Raw genomic sequence first — 21,398 nt, 5'->3', positions numbered from 1 at the left:
CGCAACGTTTTGTTGCCTGCAGCCCGCATTTCATGTCCCGGGTTCAGACCGCGAGGGGGCGGGCCGTCGGTGGGATCGGAGTGGGCAGGGTCGACGAACCGGTGAGGAGCGTGTCCACACCGTTCGCGCAGGAGCGGCCCTCGGCGATGGCCCAGACGATCAGCGACTGGCCGCGGCCGGCATCGCCACAGGCGAAGACGCCCTCGACCGAGGTCTGGTACCTCTTGTCCCGCTTCACATTGCCGCGCTCGTCGAGCTCGACGCCGAGCTGCTCGAGGAAGCCCTCGCGCTCCGGCCCGAGGAAGCCCATCGCGAGCAGCACCAGCTGCGCCGGGATGGTTCGCTCGGTGCCCTCGACCGGGACGAACCGGCCGTCCTTGAACTCGACCTCGACCAGGTTCAGCCCGGAGACGTTGCCCTCAGCATCGGCCTCGAAGTTCACGGTGGAGACCGAGTAGACCCGGTCGCCGCCCTCCTCGTGCGCCGAGGCGACCCGGTAGATCATCGGGTACGTCGGCCACGGCTGCCCGGTCGGGCGGTCGTCCGACGGCCGCGGCATGATCTCCAGCTGGGTCACCGAGCGAGCGCCCTGCCGGTGCGCGGTGCCGAGGCAGTCCGCGCCGGTGTCACCGCCACCGATGATCACGACGTCCTTGCCGGTGGCAAGGATCTGGTCCTCCACAGTCCGGCCGAGCGAGGCCCGGTTCGACTGCGGCAGGTACTCCATCGCCTGGTGGATGCCGCCGTACTCGCGGCCCGGCACCGGGAGGTCGCGGGCCGCGGTGGCACCGGTCGCGATGACGACGGCGTCATACCGCTGCTTGAGCTGGGTGCCGGTCACGTCCACGCCGACGTTCACGCCGGAGCGGAAGACCGTGCCCTCCTCCTTCATCTGCTGGATCCGCCGGTCGACCTGGAGCTTCTCCATCTTGAACTCCGGGATGCCGTACCGCAGCAGGCCGCCGGGCGCGTCGGCCCGCTCGTACACCGCGACGGTGTGGCCGGCGCGGGTCAACTGCTGGGCGGCAGCCAGTCCGGCCGGGCCGGATCCGACGACCGCGATCGTCTTGCCGGTCAGCCATTCCGGCGGCTGCGGCTTGACGTCACCGCTCTCCCAGGCCTTGTCGATGATGGCGACCTCGACGTTCTTGATCGTCACCGGGTCCTGGTTGATGCCGAGCACGCAGGCCGGCTCGCAAGGTGCCGGGCACAGCCGGCCGGTGAACTCCGGGAAATTGTTGGTCGCGTGCAACCGCTCGATGGCACCGGACCAGTCGTCCCGCCAGACCAGGTCGTTCCACTCCGGGATCAGGTTGCCCAGCGGGCAGCCGCTGTGGCAGAACGGGATCCCGCAGTCCATGCAACGGCCGGCCTGCTTGGTGATGATCGGCAGCAGCGCCTTGCCGGGTCCACCGGGGTAGACCTCTTTCCAGTCCTGCACCCGCTCGCCCACCGGCCGCCGGTCGGCGACCTCGCGTGGGGTGGTCAGGAAGCCCTTCGGGTCAGCCATCAGATGGCCTCCATCATCGCTCGCGTGGTGGCATCCTCGTCCAGCCCGTCCCGCTCGGCGGCCGCCTTGGCCGCCAGCACCCGGGCGTAGTCGCGGGGCATCACCGTGGTGAACCTGACCTCGGCCGCGGCCCAGTCGGCGAGCAGCTTGGCCGCCCGTTCCGATCCGGTCTCCTCGTGGTGCCGGCGGACCAGGTCCTGCAACAGTCCGGACTCGTCCTCGGTGAGCGGGAGCAGGTCCACCAGCTCCGGGTTCACCAGGGCGCGGTCCAGATCGAGCACGTGGGCGACGCCGCCCGACATGCCCGCCGCGAAGTTCCGGCCGACGGCGCCGAGTACGACGACGCGCCCACCGGTCATGTACTCGCAGGCGTGGTCGCCGACGGACTCGACGACCGCGGTGGCTCCGGAGTTCCGGACACAGAACCGTTGCCCGACGCCACCACTGATGAACAGTTCACCGGACGTCGCGCCGTACGCGATGACGTTACCGGCGATGATCTGGTCGGCGGCGTCGAACCGCGCGACCCGGTCCGGCCGGATCACCACGCGACCACCGGACAGGCCCTTGCCGACGTAATCGTTGGCGTCACCCTCGAGTCGCAGCGTGACACCGCTCGGGACGAAGGCGGCGAACGAGTTCCCGGCCGACCCGGTGAAGGTCAGGTCGATGGTGCCGTCGGCCAGGCCGGCCGCGCGGTACCGCTTGGTGATCTCGTGGCCGAGCATCGTGCCGACGGTCCGGTTGACGTTGCGGATCGGCAGCTGCGCCCGGACCGGCTCGCCGCTGTCGAGGGCCGGCCGGCAGATCCGGATCAGCTCGTTGTCGAGCGCCTTGTCCAGGCCGTGGTCCTGTTCGACGACCCGGTGCCGGGACGCGCCCTCGGGCAGCGACGGCACGTGCAGGATCGGCGACAGGTCCAGGCCGTCGGCCTTCCAGTGGTCGACCGCGCGGTGGATGTCCAGCACCTCGGCGTGGCCGATCGCCTCGTCCAGGGACCGGAAACCCAGCTGGGCAAGGTATTCCCGGACCTCCTCGGCGATGAACTCGAAGAAGTTCACCACGAACTCGGGCTTGCCGGAGAACCGTTCGCGCAGTACGGGGTTCTGGGTCGCGACACCAACCGGGCAGGTGTCCAGGTGGCAGACCCGCATCATGATGCAGCCCGACACCACCAGCGGTGCGGTCGCGAAGCCGTACTCCTCGGCGCCGAGCAGTGCCGCGACGACCACGTCCCGGCCGGTCTTCAACTGCCCATCGGTCTGTACGACGATCCGGTCGCGCAAACCGTTGAGCAGCAGAGTCTGCTGGGTCTCGGCCAGGCCGAGCTCCCACGGTCCGCCCGCATGCTTCAGCGACGTCAGCGGAGCCGCACCAGTACCACCGTCGTGACCAGAGATCAGTACGACGTCCGCGTGCGCCTTGCTGACACCCGCGGCGATCGTGCCGACACCGACCTCGGACACCAGCTTCACGTGAATGCGCGCAGCCGGGTTCGCGTTCTTCAGGTCGTGGATCAGCTGGGCCAGATCCTCGATCGAGTAGATGTCGTGGTGCGGCGGCGGCGAGATCAGGCCGACGCCCGGCGTCGAGTGCCGGGTGCTGGCCACCCACGGGTAGACCTTGTTGCCGGGCAGTTGACCGCCCTCACCCGGCTTGGCCCCCTGCGCCATCTTGATCTGGATGTCGTCGGAGTTCGTCAGGTACTCCGCGGTCACGCCGAACCGGCCGGACGCGACCTGCTTGATCGAGCTCCGCCGGGACGGGTCGTGCAGGCGATCGGAGTCCTCGCCGCCCTCGCCGGTGTTCGACTTGCCGCCGAGCTGGTTCATCGCGATCGCGAGCGTGGTGTGCGCCTCGGCGCTGATCGAGCCGTAGCTCATCGCGCCGGTGGAGAACCGCTTGACGATCGCGCTGACCGGCTCGACCTCCTCGACCGGGATCGGCTCACGGTCGGAGTTGAAGCCGAACAGGCCGCGCAATGTCATCAGCCGCTCGGACTGCTCGTCCACGCGGGCCGTGTACTGCTTGAAGATGTCGTAGCGCCCGGTCCGGGTGCTGTGCTGCAGCCGGAACACCGTGTCCGGGTCGAACAGGTGCGGCTCACCCTCCCGCCGCCACTGGTACTCGCCGCCGATCTCCAGCTTGCGGTGCGCGGGCAGGATGCCGTCCGCCGGGTACGCGCGCAGGTGCCGGCGGCGTACCTCCTCGGCGATCGTGTCCAGGCCGACGCCGCCGAGCTTCGACGACGTACCGGTGAAGTAGGTGTCGACCAGGTCGGGCGCGAGGCCGTTGGCCTCGAAGATCTGGGCACCGGTGTACGACGCCACCGTGCTGACGCCCATCTTCGACATCACCTTGAGGACGCCCTTGCCGAGGGACTTCACCACGTTGCGGACGGCCTGCTCGGGCTCGACCCCCGGCAGGTAGGTGCCGCGACGGCACAGGTCCTCGACCGACTCCAGCGCGAGGTACGGGTTGATCGCGGCAGCGCCGTACCCCATCAGCAGGGCCACGTGGTGGACCTCGCGGACGTCGCCGGCCTCGACCACCAGGCCGACCTGCGTACGGGTCTTCTCCCGGACCAGGTGATGGTGGACCGCGGCGGTCAACAGCAGCGACGGGATCGGGGCGCTGTCCGCGTTCGAATGGCGGTCGGAGAGCACCAGGATGCGGGCGCCGTCCTTGATGGCGGCGTCAGCCTCCGCACAGATCTCCTCGAGCCGCGCCTTCAGCGCCTCTCCCCCACCTTCGACGTCGAACACACCGCGCAGGACCGTGGTGGCCAGGCCGGGCATGTCTCCGTCGAGGTTGATGTGGCGCAGCTTGGCCAGCTCGTCGTTCGTGATCACCGGGAACGGGATCACGACCTGCCGGCAGGACGCCGGGCTCGGGCTGAGCAGGTTCGCCTCCGGGCCGAGCGACGACGACAGTGAGGTGACGAGCTCCTCGCGGATCGCGTCCAGCGGCGGGTTGGTCACCTGCGCGAACAACTGCGCGAAGTAGTCGAACAGCAGCCGTGGTCGGTCGCTCAGCGCCGCGATCGGCGTGTCGGTGCCCATCGAGCCGATCGGCTCCGCGCCGGCCCTGGCCATCGGGGTGAGGATGACCCGCAGTTCTTCCTCGGTGTACCCGAACACCTGCTGGCGACGGGTCACCGACGCGTGGCTGTGCACGACGTGCTCGCGCTCGTGCAGGTCCTCGAACCGGATCAGACCGGCATGCAGCCATTCGTCGTACGGGTGCTCGGTGGCGAGCGCGTTCTTCACCTCGGAGTCGGTGATGATCCGGTGCGCCTCGACGTCCACCAGGAAGATCCGGCCCGGCTCGAGCCGGCCCTTCTCGGTCACCGTGGCCGGGTCAATGTCGAGTACGCCGGCCTCGGACGCGAGTACGACGAGTCCGTCTTCGGTGACCCAGTAGCGGGACGGACGCAGGCCGTTGCGGTCCAGCACCGCGCCGACCTTGCTGCCGTCGGAGAAGACCACCGACGCCGGGCCGTCCCACGGCTCCATCAGCGTCGAGTGGAACTCGTAGAACGCCCGCCGCGCCGGGTCCATCGTGGTCGCGTTCTCCCACGCTTCCGGAATCATCATCAGGATGGCGTGCGGCAGCGACCGGCCGCCGAGATGCAGCAGCTCCAGCACCTCGTCGAACGACGCCGAGTCCGACGCGGACGGCGTACAGATCGGGTAGAGCTGCTCGAGGTCGCCGGGGATCAGGTCGCTGGCGAGCAGGGCCTCGCGGGCCCGCATCCAGTTGCGGTTGCCCTGGACGGTGTTGATCTCGCCGTTGTGCGCGATGTAGCGGTACGGGTGGGCCAGCGGCCAGGACGGGAACGTGTTGGTGGAGAACCGCGAGTGCACGACGCCGATCGCGGAGGCGAGGTCGGGGTCGGTCAGCTCGGGGAAGAACTTGTCCAGCTGGTCGGTGGTCAGCATCCCCTTGTAGGTGATGGTCCGGCCGGACAGTGACGGGAAGTAGGTCTCGGTCTCCTTCTCGGCCCGCTTCCGCAGCCGGAACGCCATCCGCTCCAGCGCCAGGCCGAGCACCCGGCCGGCCCGCGCGGCGACGAACAGCTGCTTGAAGGTCGGCATCACCGAGCGAGCGGTGGCACCCAGCAGGTCCGGGGAGGTCGGCACGTCGCGCCAGCCCAGGACGGTCAGTTTCTCCTCGGCGGCGAGCTCCTCGATCCGCGCGATCGCCTTCGCGGCGTCGTCGGCGTCGGTCGGGAGGAACGCGATCCCGGTGGCATAGCTGCGCGGGACCGGCAGCTCGAAGTCGCACACCTTGCGGTAGAAGGCGTCCGGGATCTGGAGCAGGATGCCGGCACCGTCGCCGGAGTCCGGTTCGGCACCGGAGGCGCCACGGTGTTCGAGGTTGCGCAGGGCGGTCAAGGCCTTGGCCACGATGTCGTGGCTGGGTTCACCGGTCAGGGTGGCGACGAAGGCGACACCACAAGCGTCGTGCTCGTGGGTGCCGTCGTACAGTCCCTCGCTCGGGAAGGGGGCGCGACCAAACATTCAGGGGCTCCCGTCGTCCTACGGTCAACAACTGGCCGCGGGACAACATTGGCCCAAGCCGGGTGTCCCGAGACTACCTCATGACGCCCGACAGATGGACAGCCATTCCACCGTCACAACGCCTTACTCACCCACAGTAAGCAAGCGCTCACTCCTCGCCCTCAATCTTCCCAGCATCCCTTCCAGAGAACCACCCACAACACCTGAAATTCATCTACCCCGAGCACTCAGCCACGCCCGATGAAAGGCCGAGTACGACGGGAATCGAGTCGTGGTGGCTTCCTGGAGCACGGCGTAAAGCCCTGGTGGCGGGTCGGACAGGAAGACGAGGGCGGCCCGGGCCATCACGTACGCCGTTGTCCGGCTGTCGATGGGAGCGCCTAGGGAGTGCTGTTCGGGCGCCATGAAGCGGCTGGAGCCGAACATGCGGCCCATGTCGTTGCGGTGCGGACCACGGCGATAGGTGTCGAGGTCCATCACAGTGAGCCGGCGGGTCGGGAAGTCGTACAGCATGGCGCCGTCGTAGAAGTCGCCCTCCACCCAGCCGGCGGCGTCGAGATCGGCGTGCAGGTCGTAGAGGGTGTCGAGCGCGGTCAGGATCTCGTCGACGGGCAGGGCGCGGAACCGTTCATGCGCTGGCCGGTTGACGCCGAGCAGTTCGCCGTCGCGCCAGTCGTAGACGAGCAGCGGGCCGCCCGGCGACTCGATCACCGCGTGCAACGTCGGCAGGGCGGGGTGTACGGCGGACTCCGCTAGGTCTACCGCGTTGCGCAGGAGGGCGACGCGGCCGTCGAAATCCAGGTACGGATCGGTGTTGGCGGGATCGCCCGCTGTCTTGACGAAGTAACGGGCGGACGGGGTCTGTACGCCGTACGAGACGTTGCCCGAATCCTGGGTGTCCGTGCCGAAGCGGGCGAAGATGGTGCCGAGGTGGTCGAGGTAGATGGACGGCTGGACATCGATCTCGCCGGGGAACATCTGGCCGACCCTAGTCACGGCGGCTGCGCCGGGCGATCGAGTTTCGGGAGGAATCATGGCACTGTCCGATTTCCCGCGGTATCCGCTGCTGTTCGGGCCGAGCCCGGTGCATCCGCTCGACCGGCTGAGTGTGTACCTCGGTGGAGCCCGGATCTGGGCGAAGCGGGAGGACTGCAACTCCGGGCTCGCGTACGGCGGGAACAAGACGCGGAAGCTCGAGTACCTGCTCCCCGACGCGCTCGCGCAGGGCGCGGACACACTGGTGTCGATCGGTGGGTATCAGTCGAACCACACGCGGCAGGTGGCCGCGGTCGCGGCGAAGGCCGGCCTGAAAGCCGTACTGGTGCAGGAGAACTGGGTCGACTGGCCCGACGCGCTCAACGACCGGGTCGGCAACATCCTGCTGAGCCGGATCATGGGCGCCGAGGTCCGCCTCGACCCGGCCGGCTTCGGGATCGGGTTCAAGGACAGCTGGAAGGAAGCGCTGGCCGACGTCGAGGCCCGCGGAGGTACGCCGTACGCCATCCCCGCGGGTGCCTCGGACCACCCGCTCGGCGGGCTCGGGTTCGCCGGCTGGGCGGACGAGGTCGCACAGCAGGAGCAGGAACTCGGCGTGTTCTTCGACACGATCATCGTCTGCGCAGTCACCGGGTCGACACAGGCCGGGATGATCGCCGGGTTCGCCGGGCAGGACCGGCCGCGGCGGGTGATCGGGATCGACGCGAGCGCGAAGCTGCAGGAGACCCACGACCAGGTCGCGCGGATCGCGCGGGCGACCGCCGAGCTGATCGGGCTCGGCCGGGAGCTACGCGACGACGAGATCACCGTGGTCGAGGGCTGGGCCGGTGACCTGTACGGCATCCCGGTGCAGTCGACGCTCGACGCGATCCGCCTGACCGGGCAGCTCGAAGGGATGATCATCGACCCGGTCTACGAGGGGAAGTCGATGGCAGGGCTGATCGATCTGATCCGCGAGGGCGAGATCGGCAAGGGCTCCAACGTCCTCTACGCCCACCTGGGCGGCCAGCCAGCCCTGAACGCCTACAGCGGGCTGTTCACGCACACTCAGCCGATGCCCGGGCCCACCAGCGTGCCGACGAAGTAGGTCAGGGCTGCGGCGAGGCCGCCGAGGATCAGTTGGCGGAGGCCGGAGTACCACCACGACCTGCTCGTCACGCGGGAGACGACGGCGCCGCAGACGAAGAGCGCCGTGAGCGACATGATCAGCGCCGGTACGACGCTGCCGGCGCCGAGCAGGTACGGCAGGAGCGGGATGAACGCGCCGACCGCGAAGCAGACGAACGAGGACGCGGCCGCGACCACCGGGTTCGGCAGGTCGTGCGGGTCGATGCCGAGCTCCTCGCGGACGTGCTCCTCGAGGGCCTGGTCGGGATCGGTGTGGAACTGCTTGGCGACCTTGCTGGCCAGGTCCGGGTCGAGCCCCTTGGCGCGGTAGGTCTCGGCGAGCTCGATCTCCTCGTCGACCGGGTGGCGCTGGATCTCCTTGCGCTCCACCTCGATCTCGGCCCGGGCCAGCTCGCGCTGCGAGGCGACCGAGGTGTACTCCCCCGCCGCCATCGAGAACGCGCCCGCGGCCAGGCCCGCGAGCCCGGCCAGGACGATCACCTTCGAGCCGGATTCGGTGCCGCCGTCCATGCCGGCGATCAGGGCGAAGTTCGACACCAGGCCGTCCATCGCCCCGAACACCGCCGGCCGCAGCCAGCCGCCGTTCACATCACGATGAGTGTGATCCCCGTGATGCTCGGCAGAAACCTCAGGTACGTCAGTCACGAGACCCGTCTGGATCGGAACCGTTGGTGCTCTTCGCCTCAACCTTAGGCTCGGCGTCGACCTTCGCATCAGCCGCCACGGCGTCAGCCTCGGACTCGGGCTCGGACTCGGGCTTCGCCTCGTCGTCGGTGGGCTTGCCGGCGGCGGGACCGCCGGAGATGTCCTCCTGGCCGGGCTGCAGGCGAGCGCTGACGATGAAGTAGACGACGGCGATGACGAACAGGATCAGCGACGTCCACACGTTCAGCCGCAGGCCGAGGAAGTGGTTCACGGTGTCGATGCGCAGGTTCTCGACCCAGGCACGACCGGCGGTGTAGCCGGCCACGTACAGGGCGAACGCACGGCCGTGGCCGAGCTTGTAACGACGGTCGACCAGGAGAACCAGCGCGACCACACCGAGGTTCCAGATCGCTTCGTACAGGAACGTCGGGTGGAAGGTGGCGAAGTTCTGATACCCGTCCGGCCGGTGCTCGGGCGCGATCTCCAGGCCCCACGGCTTGTCGGTCGGCTTACCGAACAGTTCCTGGTTGAAGTAGTTCCCGAACCGGCCGAGCACCTGGGCCAGCGCGATCCCGGGCGCCATCGCGTCCGCGACCGCCAGGAACGGCACCTTGGCCCGCCGGCAGGCGATCCAGGCACCGAGTGCGCCGAACGCGACCGCACCCCAGATGCCGAGCCCGCCGTGCCAGATCTTCAGCGCGTCGATCGGGTGCCGGCCCGCGCCGAAGTACAGCTCGGCGTCGGTGATGACGTGGTAGATCCGGGCCCCGACCAGCCCGAACGGGATGGCCCAGAACATGATGTCGGCCAGCACGGTGGGCGAGCCGCCGCGAGCGACCCAGCGCCGGCGGCCGAGCCAGTAGCCGACGAAGATGCCGGCCAGGATGCACAGCGCGTACGCGCGGATCGGCAGGCCGAGGACGTGCCAGACACCCTGGCTCGGGCTGGGGATGAACGCCGGAACCATCACGGCGGGAATCAGACTAGACATGGCAAGTGGGAACGCTACTCGACCCGTCCCACCGCGACCAGAAACTCATGGTCACGATGGGGACTCGGTGCGTCAGCTCGCGATCGCGTCCACGGCCTTCTGCAGGCCTTCCGCGGTCAGTTGGTCCGCGTCGAGCGGCTTGTCGTTGACGTAGACGGTCGGCGTACCGGTCACGCCGCGGTCGTCCGACGCCTTGGAGACGCTGTCCAGCCAGCCGGCGTAGGTGTTGTCCTGCACCGCCTGCTGGAACTTCGCGTCGCCGATGCCGAGCTGTTTGCCCAGCTCCAGCAACTGGTCTGTGGTCCAGGACTTGCTGAAGTCGCCGTACATCTCGTCGGCGAAGCTGAGCGCCTTGCCGTTCGCGGCCGCGGCGGCGAACGCGTTGGCCAGCCGCGGCGAAGCGTCCGGGTTGACGAAGCCCAGCGGCCAGTAGGTCAGCGTGGCGGTGCCGTCCTGGACCAGCTTGTCGACGGTCGCGCCGGTCGCCTCCTCGAACTCCGCGCAGTGCGGGCAACGGAAGTCGAGGTACAGGTCGATGTGCGCCTTCGCGCCGGCCTGGCCGACGGTGACACCCTTGCCGGCCTGGCCCGGGCCGGTGATCACGGTGGGCTCGGGCCGCCCGTTCGAACTCACCTCGACCTTGGAGTGGCCGCGCCAGTACTGCACGCCGACGCCGGCCCCGAGGGCCAGCACCAGCACGATCACCACGATGATCCCGGGCGAGATCCGCCGCTTGGGCTGCTGCACCAGCGGATTCACGGGCGCTTTGGTCTTGCTCACGACGCGGTGGCTCCTGTCCGGGCGGACGATTCGGTGGATGGGTCGGACTCGAGGGCGTACTTACTCACAGGGTTCAGCCACAGCCAGGCCGCGAGCAGCAGCAGGCCGACGTCCCGCAAGATCTCCTGCAGGTACTTCGTCTGGCCGGGGGCGATCTGTCCGCCGCCGCCGAAGCAGCCGCAGTCGATCGCGAGGCCGCGCGCCCAGGCGGACGATACCGCGACGATGAACACGATCATGAAAACACCCGCGGCCACCGCCGCGGCGCGGACACCGAAACCGACGATCAACAGCAATCCGATCGCGAGCTCCAGGAACGGCAGCCCCCAGCCGACCGGCGAGACCAGCCCGCTCGGCAGGATCTCGTACGCCCGGACCGCCTGCGCCGCGGTCTCCGGATCGGTCACCTTCAGCGCACCCGCCACCAGCATCACCACGCCCAGCACGAGCCGTGCCACCAGGGAGACCCAGGGGAACCACGGCTGTCGCCACTTGCTCACTGGTTGTCCTCCACCAGCTTCCCGAAGTCGTGCGCCAGGTCGCCGATGGCGGCGTTCGACAACCACAGCACGTTCGCCTTGTCGTTCTTGCCGAAGCCGATCACCTGGGCACCGTGGCCGACCTCGTAGCCGCCGGAGGGAAGCTTCTGCATCCCCTCCACCGGTACGCCGACGGCCTGCGCGATGTCCTTGATCGAGGTCAGCGAACCGGACAGCCCGACGAACGACGGGTCGAACCGGTCCAGGTATTTCCGGATCACCGGGCCGGTGTCGCGGGCCGGGTCCGTGGTGATGAAGAGCAACTGGACCTGGTCGCGCACCGACTCGTCCAGCTTGGTCAGCGCGGACGCCACGTCGGCCATCACCGTCGGGCAGACGTCCGGGCAGTTCGTGTAGCCGAAGAACACCAGCGTGACCGGCTTCTTCGTCGAGGTGACCAGGTTGAACGGATTCCCACCCGTGTCGGTCAGGGTCTTCGCCGGCATCGCGTACGGCTGGTCCAGAGCCGCCCCGCGCAGACCGTTCGGGTTCTGAGTGGTGCGGATGACCGCTCCACCGGGGTTGTCCGCCTCTTGTTTGCCGCCGCTGCAGCCCGCGAGGGCCAGCAGAGCCACCGCGGCCAGCAGGAGTGCCGCGTTCCTGGTTCGACTCACGGCGGTTCTAACGACCGGCGGCGGTGCTGGGTTCCCTGCGGACACCCTCGGCCAGGCTCTCCGTGAGCCTTCGCACACCCGCCGGACCCTCGCCGGCCTCGACCACCTTGACGAACGCCGAACCGACGATGACCGCGTCCGCGAACGCCGCTACTCCGGCGGCCTGGTCCGCGTTCGAGACACCAAGGCCGACGCCGACCGGCACACCGGTGGCTGCCTTCGTCCGCGCCACCAGAGGCGCCGCCAGATCCGACGGCTTCTCCCGGGTCCCGGTGACACCCATCACCGCGGTCGCGTAGACGAAACCGCGGCAGGCTGCGGTGGTCATCCGGATCCGCTCGTCGGTCGACGACGGCGACACCAGGAACACCTTGTCCAGGTCGTGCTTGTCCGCGGCCGCGATCCACTCCGCGCCCTCGTCCGGGATCAGGTCGGGCGTGATCAGCCCCGCTCCCCCGACCCCGGCGAAGTCGGCCGCGAACCGGTCCACGCCGTACCGCTCGATCGGGTTCCAATACGTCATCACCAGCACCGGCACATCGGAGTACGACGCGAGCTTCTCCACCGTGCTGAGGACGTCACGGGTCCGCAGCCCACCGGCCAGTGCGGCTTCGGAGGCGCGCTGGACCGTGACACCGTCCATCACCGGGTCGCTGTACGGGAAACCGATCTCGAGTACGTCGGCGCCACCGTCGACCAGCGCCTTGATCGCATCGATCCCGCCGTCGTACGACGGGTAACCGGCCGGCAGGTACGCGACCAGGGCACCGCGGCCCTCGTCGTTCGCCTTCCGGATCGCGGCCCCGGCCTTGCCCAGGGCAACCACTTCACTCACGACCGGCCTCCGGAGCGTCGATCAGTCCGAACCACGTGCTCGCGGTGTCCATGTCCTTGTCACCACGACCGGACAGGTTCACCAGAATGGTTGCCTCCGGCCCCAGTTCATTGGCGATGTCGAGCGCACCGGCGACCGCGTGCGCCGACTCGATCGCCGGGATGATGCCCTCGGTCCGCGACAGCAGCCGGAACGCCTCCATGGCCTCGGCGTCCGTGATCGGCCGGTACGACGCCCGCCCGGTCTCGGCCAGCCACGCATGCTCCGGCCCGACGCCCGGATAGTCCAGACCGGCCGAGATCGAGTGCGACTCGATCGTCTGCCCGTCGTCGTCCTGCAGCAGGAACGACCGTGCACCATGCAGTACGCCGACCTGTCCCGCGCTGATCGTGGCTGCGTGCCGGCCGGTCTCGAACCCGTCACCACCCGGCTCGATGCCGTACAGCTTCACCTCGGTGTCCGGGATGAATGCCGCGAACAGGCCGATCGCGTTCGATCCACCGCCGACCGACGCGACCGCGGCGTCGGGCAGCTTGCCGAGCAGTTCGAGCGACTGGACCCGCGCCTCGTCGCCGATGCCACGGACGAAGTCGCGCACCATCGCCGGGAACGGGTGCGCACCGGCCGCCGTACCGAGGAGGTAGTGGGTCTTGTCGACGCTGGCGACCCAGTCGCGCAGCGCCTCGTTGATCGCGTCCTTCAGCGTCCGGCTGCCGGACTTGACCGGGATCACCTCGGCACCGAGCAGCTTCATCCGGGCCACGTTCAGCGCCTGCCGCTCGGTGTCGACCTCGCCCATGTAGACCACGCACTCGAGGTCCAGGTAGGCGCACGCGGTCGCGGTCGCGACGCCGTGCTGGCCGGCGCCGGTCTCGGCGATCACGCGGGTCTTGCCCATCCGCTTGGTCAGCAGCGCCTGGCCGAGCGCGTTGCGGACCTTGTGCGCACCGGTGTGGTTCAGATCCTCGCGCTTCAGCAGGATCCGCGCACCGGCCGCCTCGGACAACCGGGTCGCGTCGTACAGCAGGCTCGGGACACCGGCGTACTCACGCAGCATCCGGTCGAACTCGCCCGTGAACTCCGGGTCGGCCATGGCTTCCTGCCAGGCCTGGGTGAGCTCGTCGAGTGGCGCGATCAGCGCCTCCGGCATGAACCTGCCGCCGAAACGGCCGAAGTGCCCGAGCTGGTCGGGCAGCACAGTACTCATCCGACAAACCTTCCAAAGAAACACCGGGCCCAAGGCACGGGGAGCGTCTTCCACCACCCCCGCGCCGTGTGGACCGACGTGAGGAGAGGCCTAATGCCGCTGCTGGATGGCGGGGTGCGATCCGGCGGCGACGAGGTCGGCGACCGAAGCACGGGGATCGCCGCCGGTCACCAGGGTTTCACCGACGAGGACGACATCGGCCCCGGCGCGCGCGAACTCGATTACATCATGCGGACCGCGGACCCCGGACTCCGCCACCCGGACCAGGTTGGCCGGGATGGTCGGCGCGACCCGGGCGAAGGTGTCCCGGTCGACCTCGAGGGTCTTCAGGTTCCGGTTGTTCACGCCGATCAGCTGGGCGCCGGCGTCCACCGCACGCCGGGTCTCCTCCTCGTCGTGCACCTCGACCAGCGGGCACAGCCCGATCGAGTGCGCACGCTCGATCAGCGAGACCAGCGCCTCCTGCTCCAGCGCCGCGACGATCAGCAGCACCATGTCGGCGCCGGCCGCGCGGGCCTCCCAGAGCTGGTACGACGAGATCACGAAGTCCTTGCGCAGCACCGGTACGTCGACCCGGCCGCGGACCGCCCGCAGGTCGTCCAGGCTGCCGTTGAACCGGCGCTTCTCGGTCAGCACCGAGATCGCCGCGGCGCCACCGCCCTCGTACTCCCCGGCCAGCGCGGCCGGGTCGCTGATCTCGGCCAGCTCGCCCCGGGACGGGCTGGACCGCTTCACCTCGGCGATGATCGCGATCCCGTCGCCGCGGAACACCGGCATCGGGTCCTTGGCGTCGGGCTTGCGCTGCGCCTCCAGTTTGAGATCGTCCAGGCTGACCCGCGCCTGGCGCTCCGCGAGGTCTTCCCGAACCCCCACGAGAATGTCGTCAAGCACCGTCGTCATCGGTCAACTCCTCAGTGGTGGCCGTCTGCCGGGACACCGAAGCCCAGCAGTTGCATCACCTTGCCGGTCAGCGCGCCGAGTACGGCGATCGCGACCGAGATCCAGAACAGCAGCCAGTTCGGGCCGAGCACCATCGCGATGGCCCCTAGCGTGAACGCGACCAGCACGATCGCCACCGCGGTCCAGGCCGCCGGGCTGTTGCCGTGCAGGTCGTGAGCCTCCTCGCTCACCCGCGTCACCGCTTGATCGGCTGTCGTATTGTCCATGGTTGGCGCCACTCCTCGTCGTCGTCCCGTCCTATTGTGGCGGTAGCCCCCCGAGCTCAGAGAGTCGGGTCCTCCCCTGCGTCGATCGCCTTCCACTGATCGGCCGGTGTGGCGGCCGGATCACGCTCGTAGCGAGCGGTCGCGCGCCGCCAGCGATGCGCTGTCAGCAAGGTGATCAGGCCCGCCGCGACCAGCGCCACTCCCCCGGCCAAGGCGAACCACGGAGCCGGACCTCCGGTCACGGAGACGTGGTCGGTCAGCGCCTGACTCAGCTCAGGGCGGATCCTGCCCAGCTCGTCCGGGCCTGGTCGCACCTGCAGGGCGACACCGATGGCGCCCGCACCCAGCAGCAGCACGAGAGCACCCAGCACGCGGCGTAACGCCGTACCGGCGAGTTTGGTGACAACGACCGCGACCAGCGACGCCAGCGCCAATGTCACCGGCGCCTTGGTGACGGTGTAGCCGTTGAAGTCCACGACCGGCCGGCCGCTGCCCGGATCGGCCGACGACCAGGTCAGGTACGCCGACAAGCCGAGCAGGACGAGACCAACCAGCGCCAGGAGGTCAACAAGTCGCTGCGGCTTCATCAGACATCACTGAAAGTTCCCGCGACGGCGATGGCGTTCAGCACCGCGGCCGCCTTGGTCCGGCACTCCGCGTCCTCGGCGGCCGGGTCGGAATCGGCGACGATGCCCGCACCCGCCTGCACGTACGCCGTCGTGCCGCGCAGGACCGCGGTCCGGATCGCGATCGCGGTGTCGGCGTCACCGGCGAAGTCCAGGTAGCCCACGACACCGCCGTACACGCCGCGCCGGGTCACCTCGAGCTTGTCGATGATCTCCATCGCCCGCGGCTTGGGTGCCCCGGACAACGTTCCGGCCGGGAACGCGGCGGTGAGCGCGTCGAACGCGGTCCGCCCGGCCGCCAGCTGACCGGTGACCGTCGACTCCAGATGCATCACGTGGCTGTACCGGCGGACGTCCATGAAGTCGACCACCTCGACCGTGCCCGGAGCGCACACCTTGCCGACGTCGTTGCGGCCCAGGTCGACCAGCATCAGGTGCTCGGCGCGCTCCTTGGCGTCGGCGCGCAACTCCTCCTCCAGCGCGTGGTCCTCCTCCGGTGTGGCGCCGCGGCGGCGGGTGCCGGCGATCGGGTGCAGGATCACCTTGTTCTCAGTGACCTTCACCAGCGCTTCGGGGCTGGAGCCGACGATGTCGAAGCCGTCCAGGCGGACCAGGTACATGTACGGGCTCGGGTTCGACCGGCGCAGTACCCGGTAGACGTCCAGCGCGGACGCGGTGTTCTGCAGCTCGAACCGCTGGGAGACGACGATCTGGAACGCCTCGCCGGCCCGGATCTCCTCCTTGGCGTGCTCGACGGCCTCCCGGTACTCGGCGCTGGACCGCTGCCGGTGCGGATCCGGCTGCGCGCCACGGTCCGCGCGGACGACGTACGACGGCGTCGGCCGGGCCAGGTCGGCCTCCATCGCGTCGAGGCGGCGGACCGCGTCCGCGTACGCCTCGTCGACCCGCTCGTCGGAGTCGTCCCAGTTGACCGCGTTCGCGATCAGCCAGATCTCGCCGGTCTCGTGGTCGAGCGCGGCCAGGTCGGTGGCGAACAGGAAGGTCAGCTCGGGCAGGCCGAGATCGTCGGTCGTTGTGTCCGGCAACCGCTCCAGCCGGCGGACGGCGTCGTACCCGAGGAAGCCGACCATGCCGCCGGTCAGCGGAGGCAGGTCGGGCAGGCGCGGCGTGTGCAGGATCTCCAGCGTCTCGCGCAGGGCCTGCAGCGGGTCGCCGGTCTCCGGCAGACCGACCGGGGGGTTGCCGGTCCAGACGGCCTGGCCGTCGCGCTCGGTCAGGGTCGCGGCGGAGCGGACACCGATGAACGAGTAGCGGGACCAGACCCCGCCGTTCTCGGCCGACTCGAGCAGGAACGTGCCTTCGCGCTCGGCCGCGAGCTTGCCGTAGACACCGATCGGCGTCTCGGCGTCCGCGAGCAGCCGGCGCGTCACCGGGATGACACGACGGTCCTTGGCGTACTCCCGGAAGGTCTCGAGGCTGGGGCTGTTCACGGCTTCCTTCGCGATCGTGGTCTCGGTGACGCTCTGGTTCACGGCTTGACCTCGATCTCGCCGTGCTCGAAGCAACTGCGGGTGCCGGTGTGGCAGGCCGGGCCCTCCTGGTCGACCAGCACCAGCAGGGTGTCGGCGTCGCAGTCGACGAAGATCTGCTTGACGTGCTGGCGATGGCCGCTGGTCTCGCCCTTGACCCAGTACTGCTGCCGGCTGCGGGACCAGAACGTACTCCGTCCGGTCTCCGCGGTACGGCGTACCGCCTCGGCGTTCATCCAGCCCACCATCAGGACCTCGCGCGTGTCGTATTGCTGCACCACTGCCGGGATCAGCCCGGCCGCGTCGAAGGTCAGCTCGTCGATGCTCACCGACCCATTGTCGCCGATGCACGGCCGCCGCCTGACCGCGGGCAGAATCTGTCAGGATGGCGAGATGACATCGAGTGAGGCGAGGGTCCGGGACGTCCTGACGGCGCAGCCGGTGATCGACGGGCACAACGACCTGCCGATCGCGTTCCACGAGTTGTGCGACTACGACCTCGACGCGCACGACCTGAGCGGCTCGGTGCCGCAGCTGCACACGGATCTGCCGCGGCTGCGAGAGGGACAGGTCGGCGCGCAGTTCTGGTCGCTGTGGGTTCCTCAGGACGAGCACTCCGTCCGGCGGACGTTCGAGCAGCTCGACTTCGTGCTCCGGCTGGTGGAGCGGTTCCCCGACGCCTTGCAGCTGGCGTCGACCGCCGCCGACGTGGACGCGGCGATCAAGGCCGGCCGGGTCGCCTCACTGATGGGGATGGAGGGCGGCCACTCGATCGGCGAGTCCCTCGGCGTACTGCGGGTGATGCGGGAGCTCGGCGTCCGGTACATGACGCTGACCCACAACAACAACGTGTCCTGGGCCGACTCCGCGACCGACGAGCCCGTGCTCGGCGGGCTGAACGACTTCGGCGAGGAGGTCGTCCGGGAGATGAACCGGATCGGCATGCTGGTCGACCTGTCGCACGTCTCCGCGGACACCATGCGGCACGCACTGCGGGTGACCAGCGCACCGGTGATCTTCAGTCACTCCTCGTCCCGGGCGGTCTGCGACGTACCGCGGAACGCACCGGACGACGTACTCGAGACGCTCGCCCGCAACGACGGCGTCTGCATGGTCACCTTCGTTCCGTACTTCGTCTCCCAGGCGTACGTCGACTGGGTCGCCAGCGCTCGTGAGGCGGCGGAGAAGCAGGGCCTGGACCCGAACGAACCGGACACCCGGAAGCGGCTGGCGGAGATCTACGGCAAGCCGAAGCCGCTCGCCACGCTGGCCGATGTGGTCGAGCACGTCGAGCATGTGCGCGAGGTGGCCGGAGTCGACCACATCGGCGTCGGCGGCGACTACGACGGGTGCCCGGAGTTCCCGGTCGAGCTCCCGGACGTGTCGTCGTACCCGGCGCTGTTCACGGCCCTGGCCGATCGTGGCTGGAGCGACGACGAGCTGGCAAAACTTGCCGGGGGCAACATCCTCCGCGTACTCCGGGCCGCCGACGACGCGGCCGCCTAGTCCTCGTGGCCGCCTAGTCGTTGCGGCCGCCTAGTCGTTGCGGTACAGGTCGCGCTTGTCCGGCAACTGCTCGAAGCCGGCCGCCTTGTAGGTGGCAACGGCTCCGACGTTGAAGCCGGGCGTGCACACGATCGCGCTGGACGAGCCCATCTCCTGCAGGGCTCGCGCCGCCGCAACCGTGATGGCCTGGCCGTAGCCGCGGCCGCGATGCAGCCGGTGCACGCCCATCGGCTCGAGCAGCCCGGGCCTGCCCTCCCCGGCCGACCACACGGTGACGGCCGCCACGGACTCACCGATCTCGTTGCGCCCCACCAGGCAGCGCGCGTCGGCGTACGGCACGCCGTCGGCCATCGCGTGCCAGCGCGCGTCGGTGAACGTCGATCCGTCGAACGACGCCCGCTGCACGGCCGTCCGCTCATGCGCCTCCTCGGCCCCGATCACGTCGACGCGGAGACCGGGATCCGGCACCGGCTCGCTCAGATCGCGACGCAACGGCACCCACGGGTCGTCCGTCATCCACCCGTCCTTGAACAGCAGGTCCTGGACGAGCGAGCCCATCGGAGCCTCGACGTACACCTTGCCCTCGATCAGGACATCGCGCTCCGGCGCGGAGACGTCCTCGGCCAACTGCTGGGCGAGCTCCTCGTCGTGCTGCAGGTCCGGCCTGATCGCCAGGCGGATCAGCTCCGGCTCGTCGAGCATCCCGGCCGCGACGACCTCGCCGTCACGGCTCCACGTCCTGGTGGCCGCTGCCGTCCGCTCCACCCCGAACCGCCAGAACCACCCGAGATCCCCCGGATGCAGCTGGATCGGAGCCGCATCGTCCTGCCACTCCCGGAGCGCCCGCACAACGTTGCCCAGCTCATCAATCGCCGGTGTCCCCAACACAATCGCCATACCCCCGATCACACACCACCCCACCGACACTCCGCACCCGGGTTTCCGCCGACCCCACTTTGAGCACCCACCAACCACAATCCGCCCCGAAATACGGCCACCCCGTGCACAAAGTGAGGTGGTTGTCCACAGACGAGCTAGAGGTGGAGTGCGGCATGGGGGTACGGCGGTGCAGGCTGGGTCGGTGGATCGACTCGGGGACGCGGTGCGTGAGCGGCTGGGGGCGACTCGGCTGACGACTCAGCGCCGAGCGATGCTGCTGGGGCTCGGGCTCAGCGATGGCGACCTCCGCCGTCTGCTCCGGAACCGCCATCTGCAACACCACCACGGGCACTATCTCGACGCAGCCGTCGACCCGGAGACCGCGAGGATCATCTGTGCTCAGGCCGCGTATCCGGGCTCGGTCGTCAGCCACTTCAGCGCGGCGCGACTGGCCGGCGTACGGACCTGGGTTGACGCCGCGCGGCGTTCCAGCCCGCCAGAGCAAGCCGTGTGGCTGACCAGACCGCCCGTAGCCAAACGTAACCAGCGCCGCCGGGACATCGTCGTACGACGTGCCGGGCTGACAACTGCCGATCTGTCGCGAAACCAGGGCCTGCCGGTCACGAGCGTGGCCAGAACAGTCGTCGACCTCGCCCGGGAACTGCCGCTTCGGGAGGCGATCGTCAGCGTCGATCATGCCTTGGCGATCGGTACGACGCGAGCCGAGCTCGAAGCCGTCGTCGAACGTCAGCATCGTTGGCCCGGGATCGGGAGGGCGCGCGCCTCGATCGGCTTCGGCGATCCGAGGTCGGAGTCGGCGCTGGAGTCGATCGTGCGCGCCGCGTTCGCCACCGCGGGGCTGCCCGCACCCATCCTCCAGGCCCAGTTCTTCGACGGTGTGGTCTGGATGCCCGAGCGGGTCGACTTCTGGTGGCCGACGTACCGGACGGTGGCAGAAGCTGATGGGCTCGCGAAGTACGAGGCAGCCAGCGCCGCAGAACGCCGACGCCTCCTGCGCCGGAGCCATCGACGCGACCAGCGGCTGAGCGACCGGGGTATCGAACTCGTCCACTTCGGCTGGGAAGATGCGGTCGACCCCAGGTCAGACCTGTTCGCCCGACTCCGGGCAGCCTTCCACCGCGGCGAAACCCGCCCCGGCGAACCGCCCACCTGGCGCGCCCCACACTCCACCACCCCGCCCTCCTCCCACGCCGCGTAACCCACCGACTTTGGGCACAGTTCGACCACGTACGCCGCGGAATCGTGGCTGGTGCGTGCTCAAGGTCGCGGTTGGTGGGTTGGCGCGCGGACTTTGGGCACCGCTCGACCACGTACGCCGCGGAATCGTGGCTGGTGGGTGCTCAAGGTCGCGGTTGGTGGATCGGCGCGCGGACTTTGGGCACCGCTCGACCACGTACGCCGCGGAATCGTGGCTGGTGGGTGCTCAAGGTCGCGGTTGGTGGGTTGGCGCGGGACTTTGAGCACGGTTCGGCCACGTACGCCGCGGATTTGTGGGTGGTGGGTGCTCAAGGTGGGGAGTGACAGCGGTGGGGTTTGGGTTATGGGGGATCGGGCACGGGGCGGGCTCAGTGAAACCAACGGATGGAGTGGGCTGTGCTTACCCTGACTGAGAACGCGACTCTGGTGATCAAGAGCATCACGGGGGTCGAGGGCGCGCCGGAAGGGGCCGGGGTGCGGATCTCGCAGGAGAACCCCGCGGATCCGGCGCTCGCGGTGACGACGACCGAGGCGCCGCGGCCCGGTGACCAGGTGGTGGAGGAGGCCGGAGCACGCGTGTTCCTGGAGCAGAACGCCGCGAACGCCCTGGACGACAAGATCCTGGACGCAGCGGTCGACGACAAGGGCGGTGTCGAGTTCCTGCTGGTGCCGCAGCCGGGCGCCGGCCAGCAGAACGGTGCGGCCCCGACTTCCTGAGCATGACCGTGGGTGCGGCCGGGACCCA

20 protein-coding genes are annotated in these 21,398 nt (G+C 69.3%); 4 read left to right on the top strand and 16 right to left on the bottom strand.

Annotated features, from left to right (window positions below; translation table 11 throughout):
• Positions 1-43: 43 nt before the first annotated feature.
• The 3 genes from E0H73_RS05160 to E0H73_RS05150 form a co-directional block, all read right to left on the bottom strand.
• Entirely contained in the window at positions 44-1,510 is a 1,467-nt protein-coding gene (locus E0H73_RS05160; RefSeq protein WP_131351942.1) for a glutamate synthase subunit beta, read from the bottom strand.
• Positions 1,510-6,033: a glutamate synthase large subunit gene (gene gltB, locus E0H73_RS05155; RefSeq protein WP_131351939.1), complete on the bottom strand. Its 4,524-nt coding sequence runs from the start codon at positions 6,031-6,033 to the stop codon at positions 1,510-1,512. Before gltB ends, E0H73_RS05160 begins: the two co-directional genes overlap by 1 nt.
• A 210-nt stretch (positions 6,034-6,243) precedes the next feature.
• Complete coding sequence (locus E0H73_RS05150; protein ID WP_131351936.1) at positions 6,244-7,011, bottom strand: protein kinase family protein; 768 nt, start codon at positions 7,009-7,011, stop codon at positions 6,244-6,246.
• A 55-nt stretch (positions 7,012-7,066) separates the two neighbouring features.
• On the opposite strand from E0H73_RS05150, the gene E0H73_RS05145 reads away from it, so the two are divergent.
• On the top strand, positions 7,067-8,116 hold the full coding sequence (locus tag E0H73_RS05145) for a 1-aminocyclopropane-1-carboxylate deaminase (RefSeq protein WP_131351933.1): 1,050 nt from the start codon (positions 7,067-7,069) through the stop codon (positions 8,114-8,116).
• On the opposite strand, the gene E0H73_RS05140 is transcribed toward E0H73_RS05145, so the two are convergent.
• From E0H73_RS05140 to hisI, 12 genes are all read right to left on the bottom strand, one after another.
• Positions 8,077-8,802: a VIT1/CCC1 transporter family protein gene (locus E0H73_RS05140; RefSeq protein WP_238163809.1), complete on the bottom strand. Its 726-nt coding sequence runs from the start codon at positions 8,800-8,802 to the stop codon at positions 8,077-8,079. The genes E0H73_RS05145 and E0H73_RS05140 overlap by 40 nt on opposite strands.
• Positions 8,795-9,793 carry a prolipoprotein diacylglyceryl transferase gene (gene lgt, locus E0H73_RS05135; protein ID WP_202867197.1) on the bottom strand — a complete coding sequence of 333 codons (999 nt, stop codon included), beginning with the start codon at positions 9,791-9,793 and terminating at the stop codon, positions 8,795-8,797. Before lgt ends, E0H73_RS05140 begins: the two co-directional genes overlap by 8 nt.
• A 72-nt stretch (positions 9,794-9,865) precedes the next feature.
• The gene (locus tag E0H73_RS05130) at positions 9,866-10,573 is read right to left on the bottom strand and encodes a DsbA family protein (RefSeq protein ID WP_131351930.1); all 708 of its coding nucleotides are present in this window, start codon (positions 10,571-10,573) and stop codon (positions 9,866-9,868) included.
• On the bottom strand, positions 10,570-11,073 hold the full coding sequence (locus E0H73_RS05125; RefSeq protein WP_238163808.1) for a MauE/DoxX family redox-associated membrane protein: 504 nt from the start codon (positions 11,071-11,073) through the stop codon (positions 10,570-10,572). Before E0H73_RS05125 ends, E0H73_RS05130 begins: the two co-directional genes overlap by 4 nt.
• A complete protein-coding gene (locus E0H73_RS05120) occupies positions 11,070-11,726 on the bottom strand; it encodes an SCO family protein (protein ID WP_165555488.1) in 657 nt (218 codons plus the stop codon). The genes E0H73_RS05125 and E0H73_RS05120 overlap by 4 nt, the downstream gene beginning before the upstream one ends.
• Before the next feature lie 7 nt (positions 11,727-11,733).
• Positions 11,734-12,561: a tryptophan synthase subunit alpha gene (trpA, locus tag E0H73_RS05115; protein WP_131351924.1), complete on the bottom strand. Its 828-nt coding sequence runs from the start codon at positions 12,559-12,561 to the stop codon at positions 11,734-11,736.
• Positions 12,554-13,768, bottom strand: coding sequence for a tryptophan synthase subunit beta (trpB, locus tag E0H73_RS05110; protein ID WP_131351921.1), 1,215 nt, complete (start codon positions 13,766-13,768; stop codon positions 12,554-12,556). Before trpB ends, trpA begins: the two co-directional genes overlap by 8 nt.
• 90 nt (positions 13,769-13,858) lie before the next feature.
• On the bottom strand, positions 13,859-14,668 hold the full coding sequence (gene trpC / locus E0H73_RS05105; RefSeq protein WP_131351918.1) for an indole-3-glycerol phosphate synthase TrpC: 810 nt from the start codon (positions 14,666-14,668) through the stop codon (positions 13,859-13,861).
• A gap of 11 nt (positions 14,669-14,679) precedes the next feature.
• Positions 14,680-14,934: an HGxxPAAW family protein gene (locus E0H73_RS05100; RefSeq protein ID WP_131351915.1), complete on the bottom strand. Its 255-nt coding sequence runs from the start codon at positions 14,932-14,934 to the stop codon at positions 14,680-14,682.
• A gap of 56 nt (positions 14,935-14,990) precedes the next feature.
• On the bottom strand, positions 14,991-15,521 hold the full coding sequence (locus tag E0H73_RS05095) for a Trp biosynthesis-associated membrane protein (RefSeq protein ID WP_131351912.1): 531 nt from the start codon (positions 15,519-15,521) through the stop codon (positions 14,991-14,993).
• Positions 15,521-17,053, bottom strand: coding sequence for an anthranilate synthase component I (locus E0H73_RS05090; RefSeq protein ID WP_238163807.1), 1,533 nt, complete (start codon positions 17,051-17,053; stop codon positions 15,521-15,523). Before E0H73_RS05090 ends, E0H73_RS05095 begins: the two co-directional genes overlap by 1 nt.
• Positions 17,050-17,379 carry a phosphoribosyl-AMP cyclohydrolase gene (hisI, locus tag E0H73_RS05085; protein ID WP_131351909.1) on the bottom strand — a complete coding sequence of 110 codons (330 nt, stop codon included), beginning with the start codon at positions 17,377-17,379 and terminating at the stop codon, positions 17,050-17,052. The genes E0H73_RS05090 and hisI overlap by 4 nt, the downstream gene beginning before the upstream one ends.
• Before the next feature lie 64 nt (positions 17,380-17,443).
• Here hisI and E0H73_RS05080 point away from each other — a divergent pair, with 64 nt between their 5' ends.
• A complete protein-coding gene (locus E0H73_RS05080; protein WP_131351906.1) occupies positions 17,444-18,556 on the top strand; it encodes a dipeptidase in 1,113 nt (370 codons plus the stop codon).
• Positions 18,557-18,586: 30 nt separating this feature from the next.
• On the opposite strand, the gene E0H73_RS05075 is transcribed toward E0H73_RS05080, so the two are convergent.
• Positions 18,587-19,453 (bottom strand): GNAT family N-acetyltransferase, encoded by an 867-nt coding sequence (locus tag E0H73_RS05075; RefSeq protein WP_131351903.1) that lies wholly within the window; start codon positions 19,451-19,453, stop codon positions 18,587-18,589.
• A gap of 184 nt (positions 19,454-19,637) precedes the next feature.
• Between E0H73_RS05075 and E0H73_RS45745 the strand changes: the two genes are divergently transcribed.
• Together E0H73_RS45745 and E0H73_RS05065 are read left to right on the top strand one after the other, a co-directional pair.
• Complete coding sequence (locus E0H73_RS45745; RefSeq protein WP_165555487.1) at positions 19,638-20,654, top strand: hypothetical protein; 1,017 nt, start codon at positions 19,638-19,640, stop codon at positions 20,652-20,654.
• Between the two features lie 395 nt (positions 20,655-21,049).
• On the top strand, positions 21,050-21,370 hold the full coding sequence (locus tag E0H73_RS05065) for a Fe-S cluster assembly protein HesB (protein WP_131351896.1): 321 nt from the start codon (positions 21,050-21,052) through the stop codon (positions 21,368-21,370).
• The last annotated feature ends 28 nt before the right edge of the window (positions 21,371-21,398 follow it).

This window comes from Kribbella pittospori (assembly GCF_004331465.1).
GTDB classification, from domain to species: Bacteria; Actinomycetota; Actinomycetes; order Propionibacteriales; family Kribbellaceae; genus Kribbella; species Kribbella pittospori.
This window is presented reverse-complemented; position numbering and strand designations above follow the sequence as displayed.

Excerpts from the sequence above, each read along its gene's own strand:
- E0H73_RS05080 (WP_131351906.1), top strand. The coding sequence starts at position 17,444 with ATGACATCGAGTGAGGCGAGGGTCCGGGACGTCCTGACGGCGCAGCCG.
- E0H73_RS05150 (WP_131351936.1), bottom strand. The coding sequence starts at position 7,011 with ATGTTCCCCGGCGAGATCGATGTCCAGCCGTCCATCTACCTCGACCAC.
- E0H73_RS05095 (WP_131351912.1), bottom strand. The coding sequence starts at position 15,521 with ATGAAGCCGCAGCGACTTGTTGACCTCCTGGCGCTGGTTGGTCTCGTC.
- E0H73_RS05075 (WP_131351903.1), bottom strand. The coding sequence starts at position 19,453 with ATGGCGATTGTGTTGGGGACACCGGCGATTGATGAGCTGGGCAACGTT.
- lgt (WP_202867197.1), bottom strand. The coding sequence starts at position 9,793 with ATGTCTAGTCTGATTCCCGCCGTGATGGTTCCGGCGTTCATCCCCAGC.
- E0H73_RS05145 (WP_131351933.1), top strand. The coding sequence starts at position 7,067 with ATGGCACTGTCCGATTTCCCGCGGTATCCGCTGCTGTTCGGGCCGAGC.
- gltB (WP_131351939.1), bottom strand. The coding sequence starts at position 6,033 with ATGTTTGGTCGCGCCCCCTTCCCGAGCGAGGGACTGTACGACGGCACC.
- trpB (WP_131351921.1), bottom strand. The coding sequence starts at position 13,768 with ATGAGTACTGTGCTGCCCGACCAGCTCGGGCACTTCGGCCGTTTCGGC.
- E0H73_RS05100 (WP_131351915.1), bottom strand. The coding sequence starts at position 14,934 with ATGGACAATACGACAGCCGATCAAGCGGTGACGCGGGTGAGCGAGGAG.
- trpC (WP_131351918.1), bottom strand. The coding sequence starts at position 14,668 with ATGACGACGGTGCTTGACGACATTCTCGTGGGGGTTCGGGAAGACCTC.
- E0H73_RS05160 (WP_131351942.1), bottom strand. The coding sequence starts at position 1,510 with ATGGCTGACCCGAAGGGCTTCCTGACCACCCCACGCGAGGTCGCCGAC.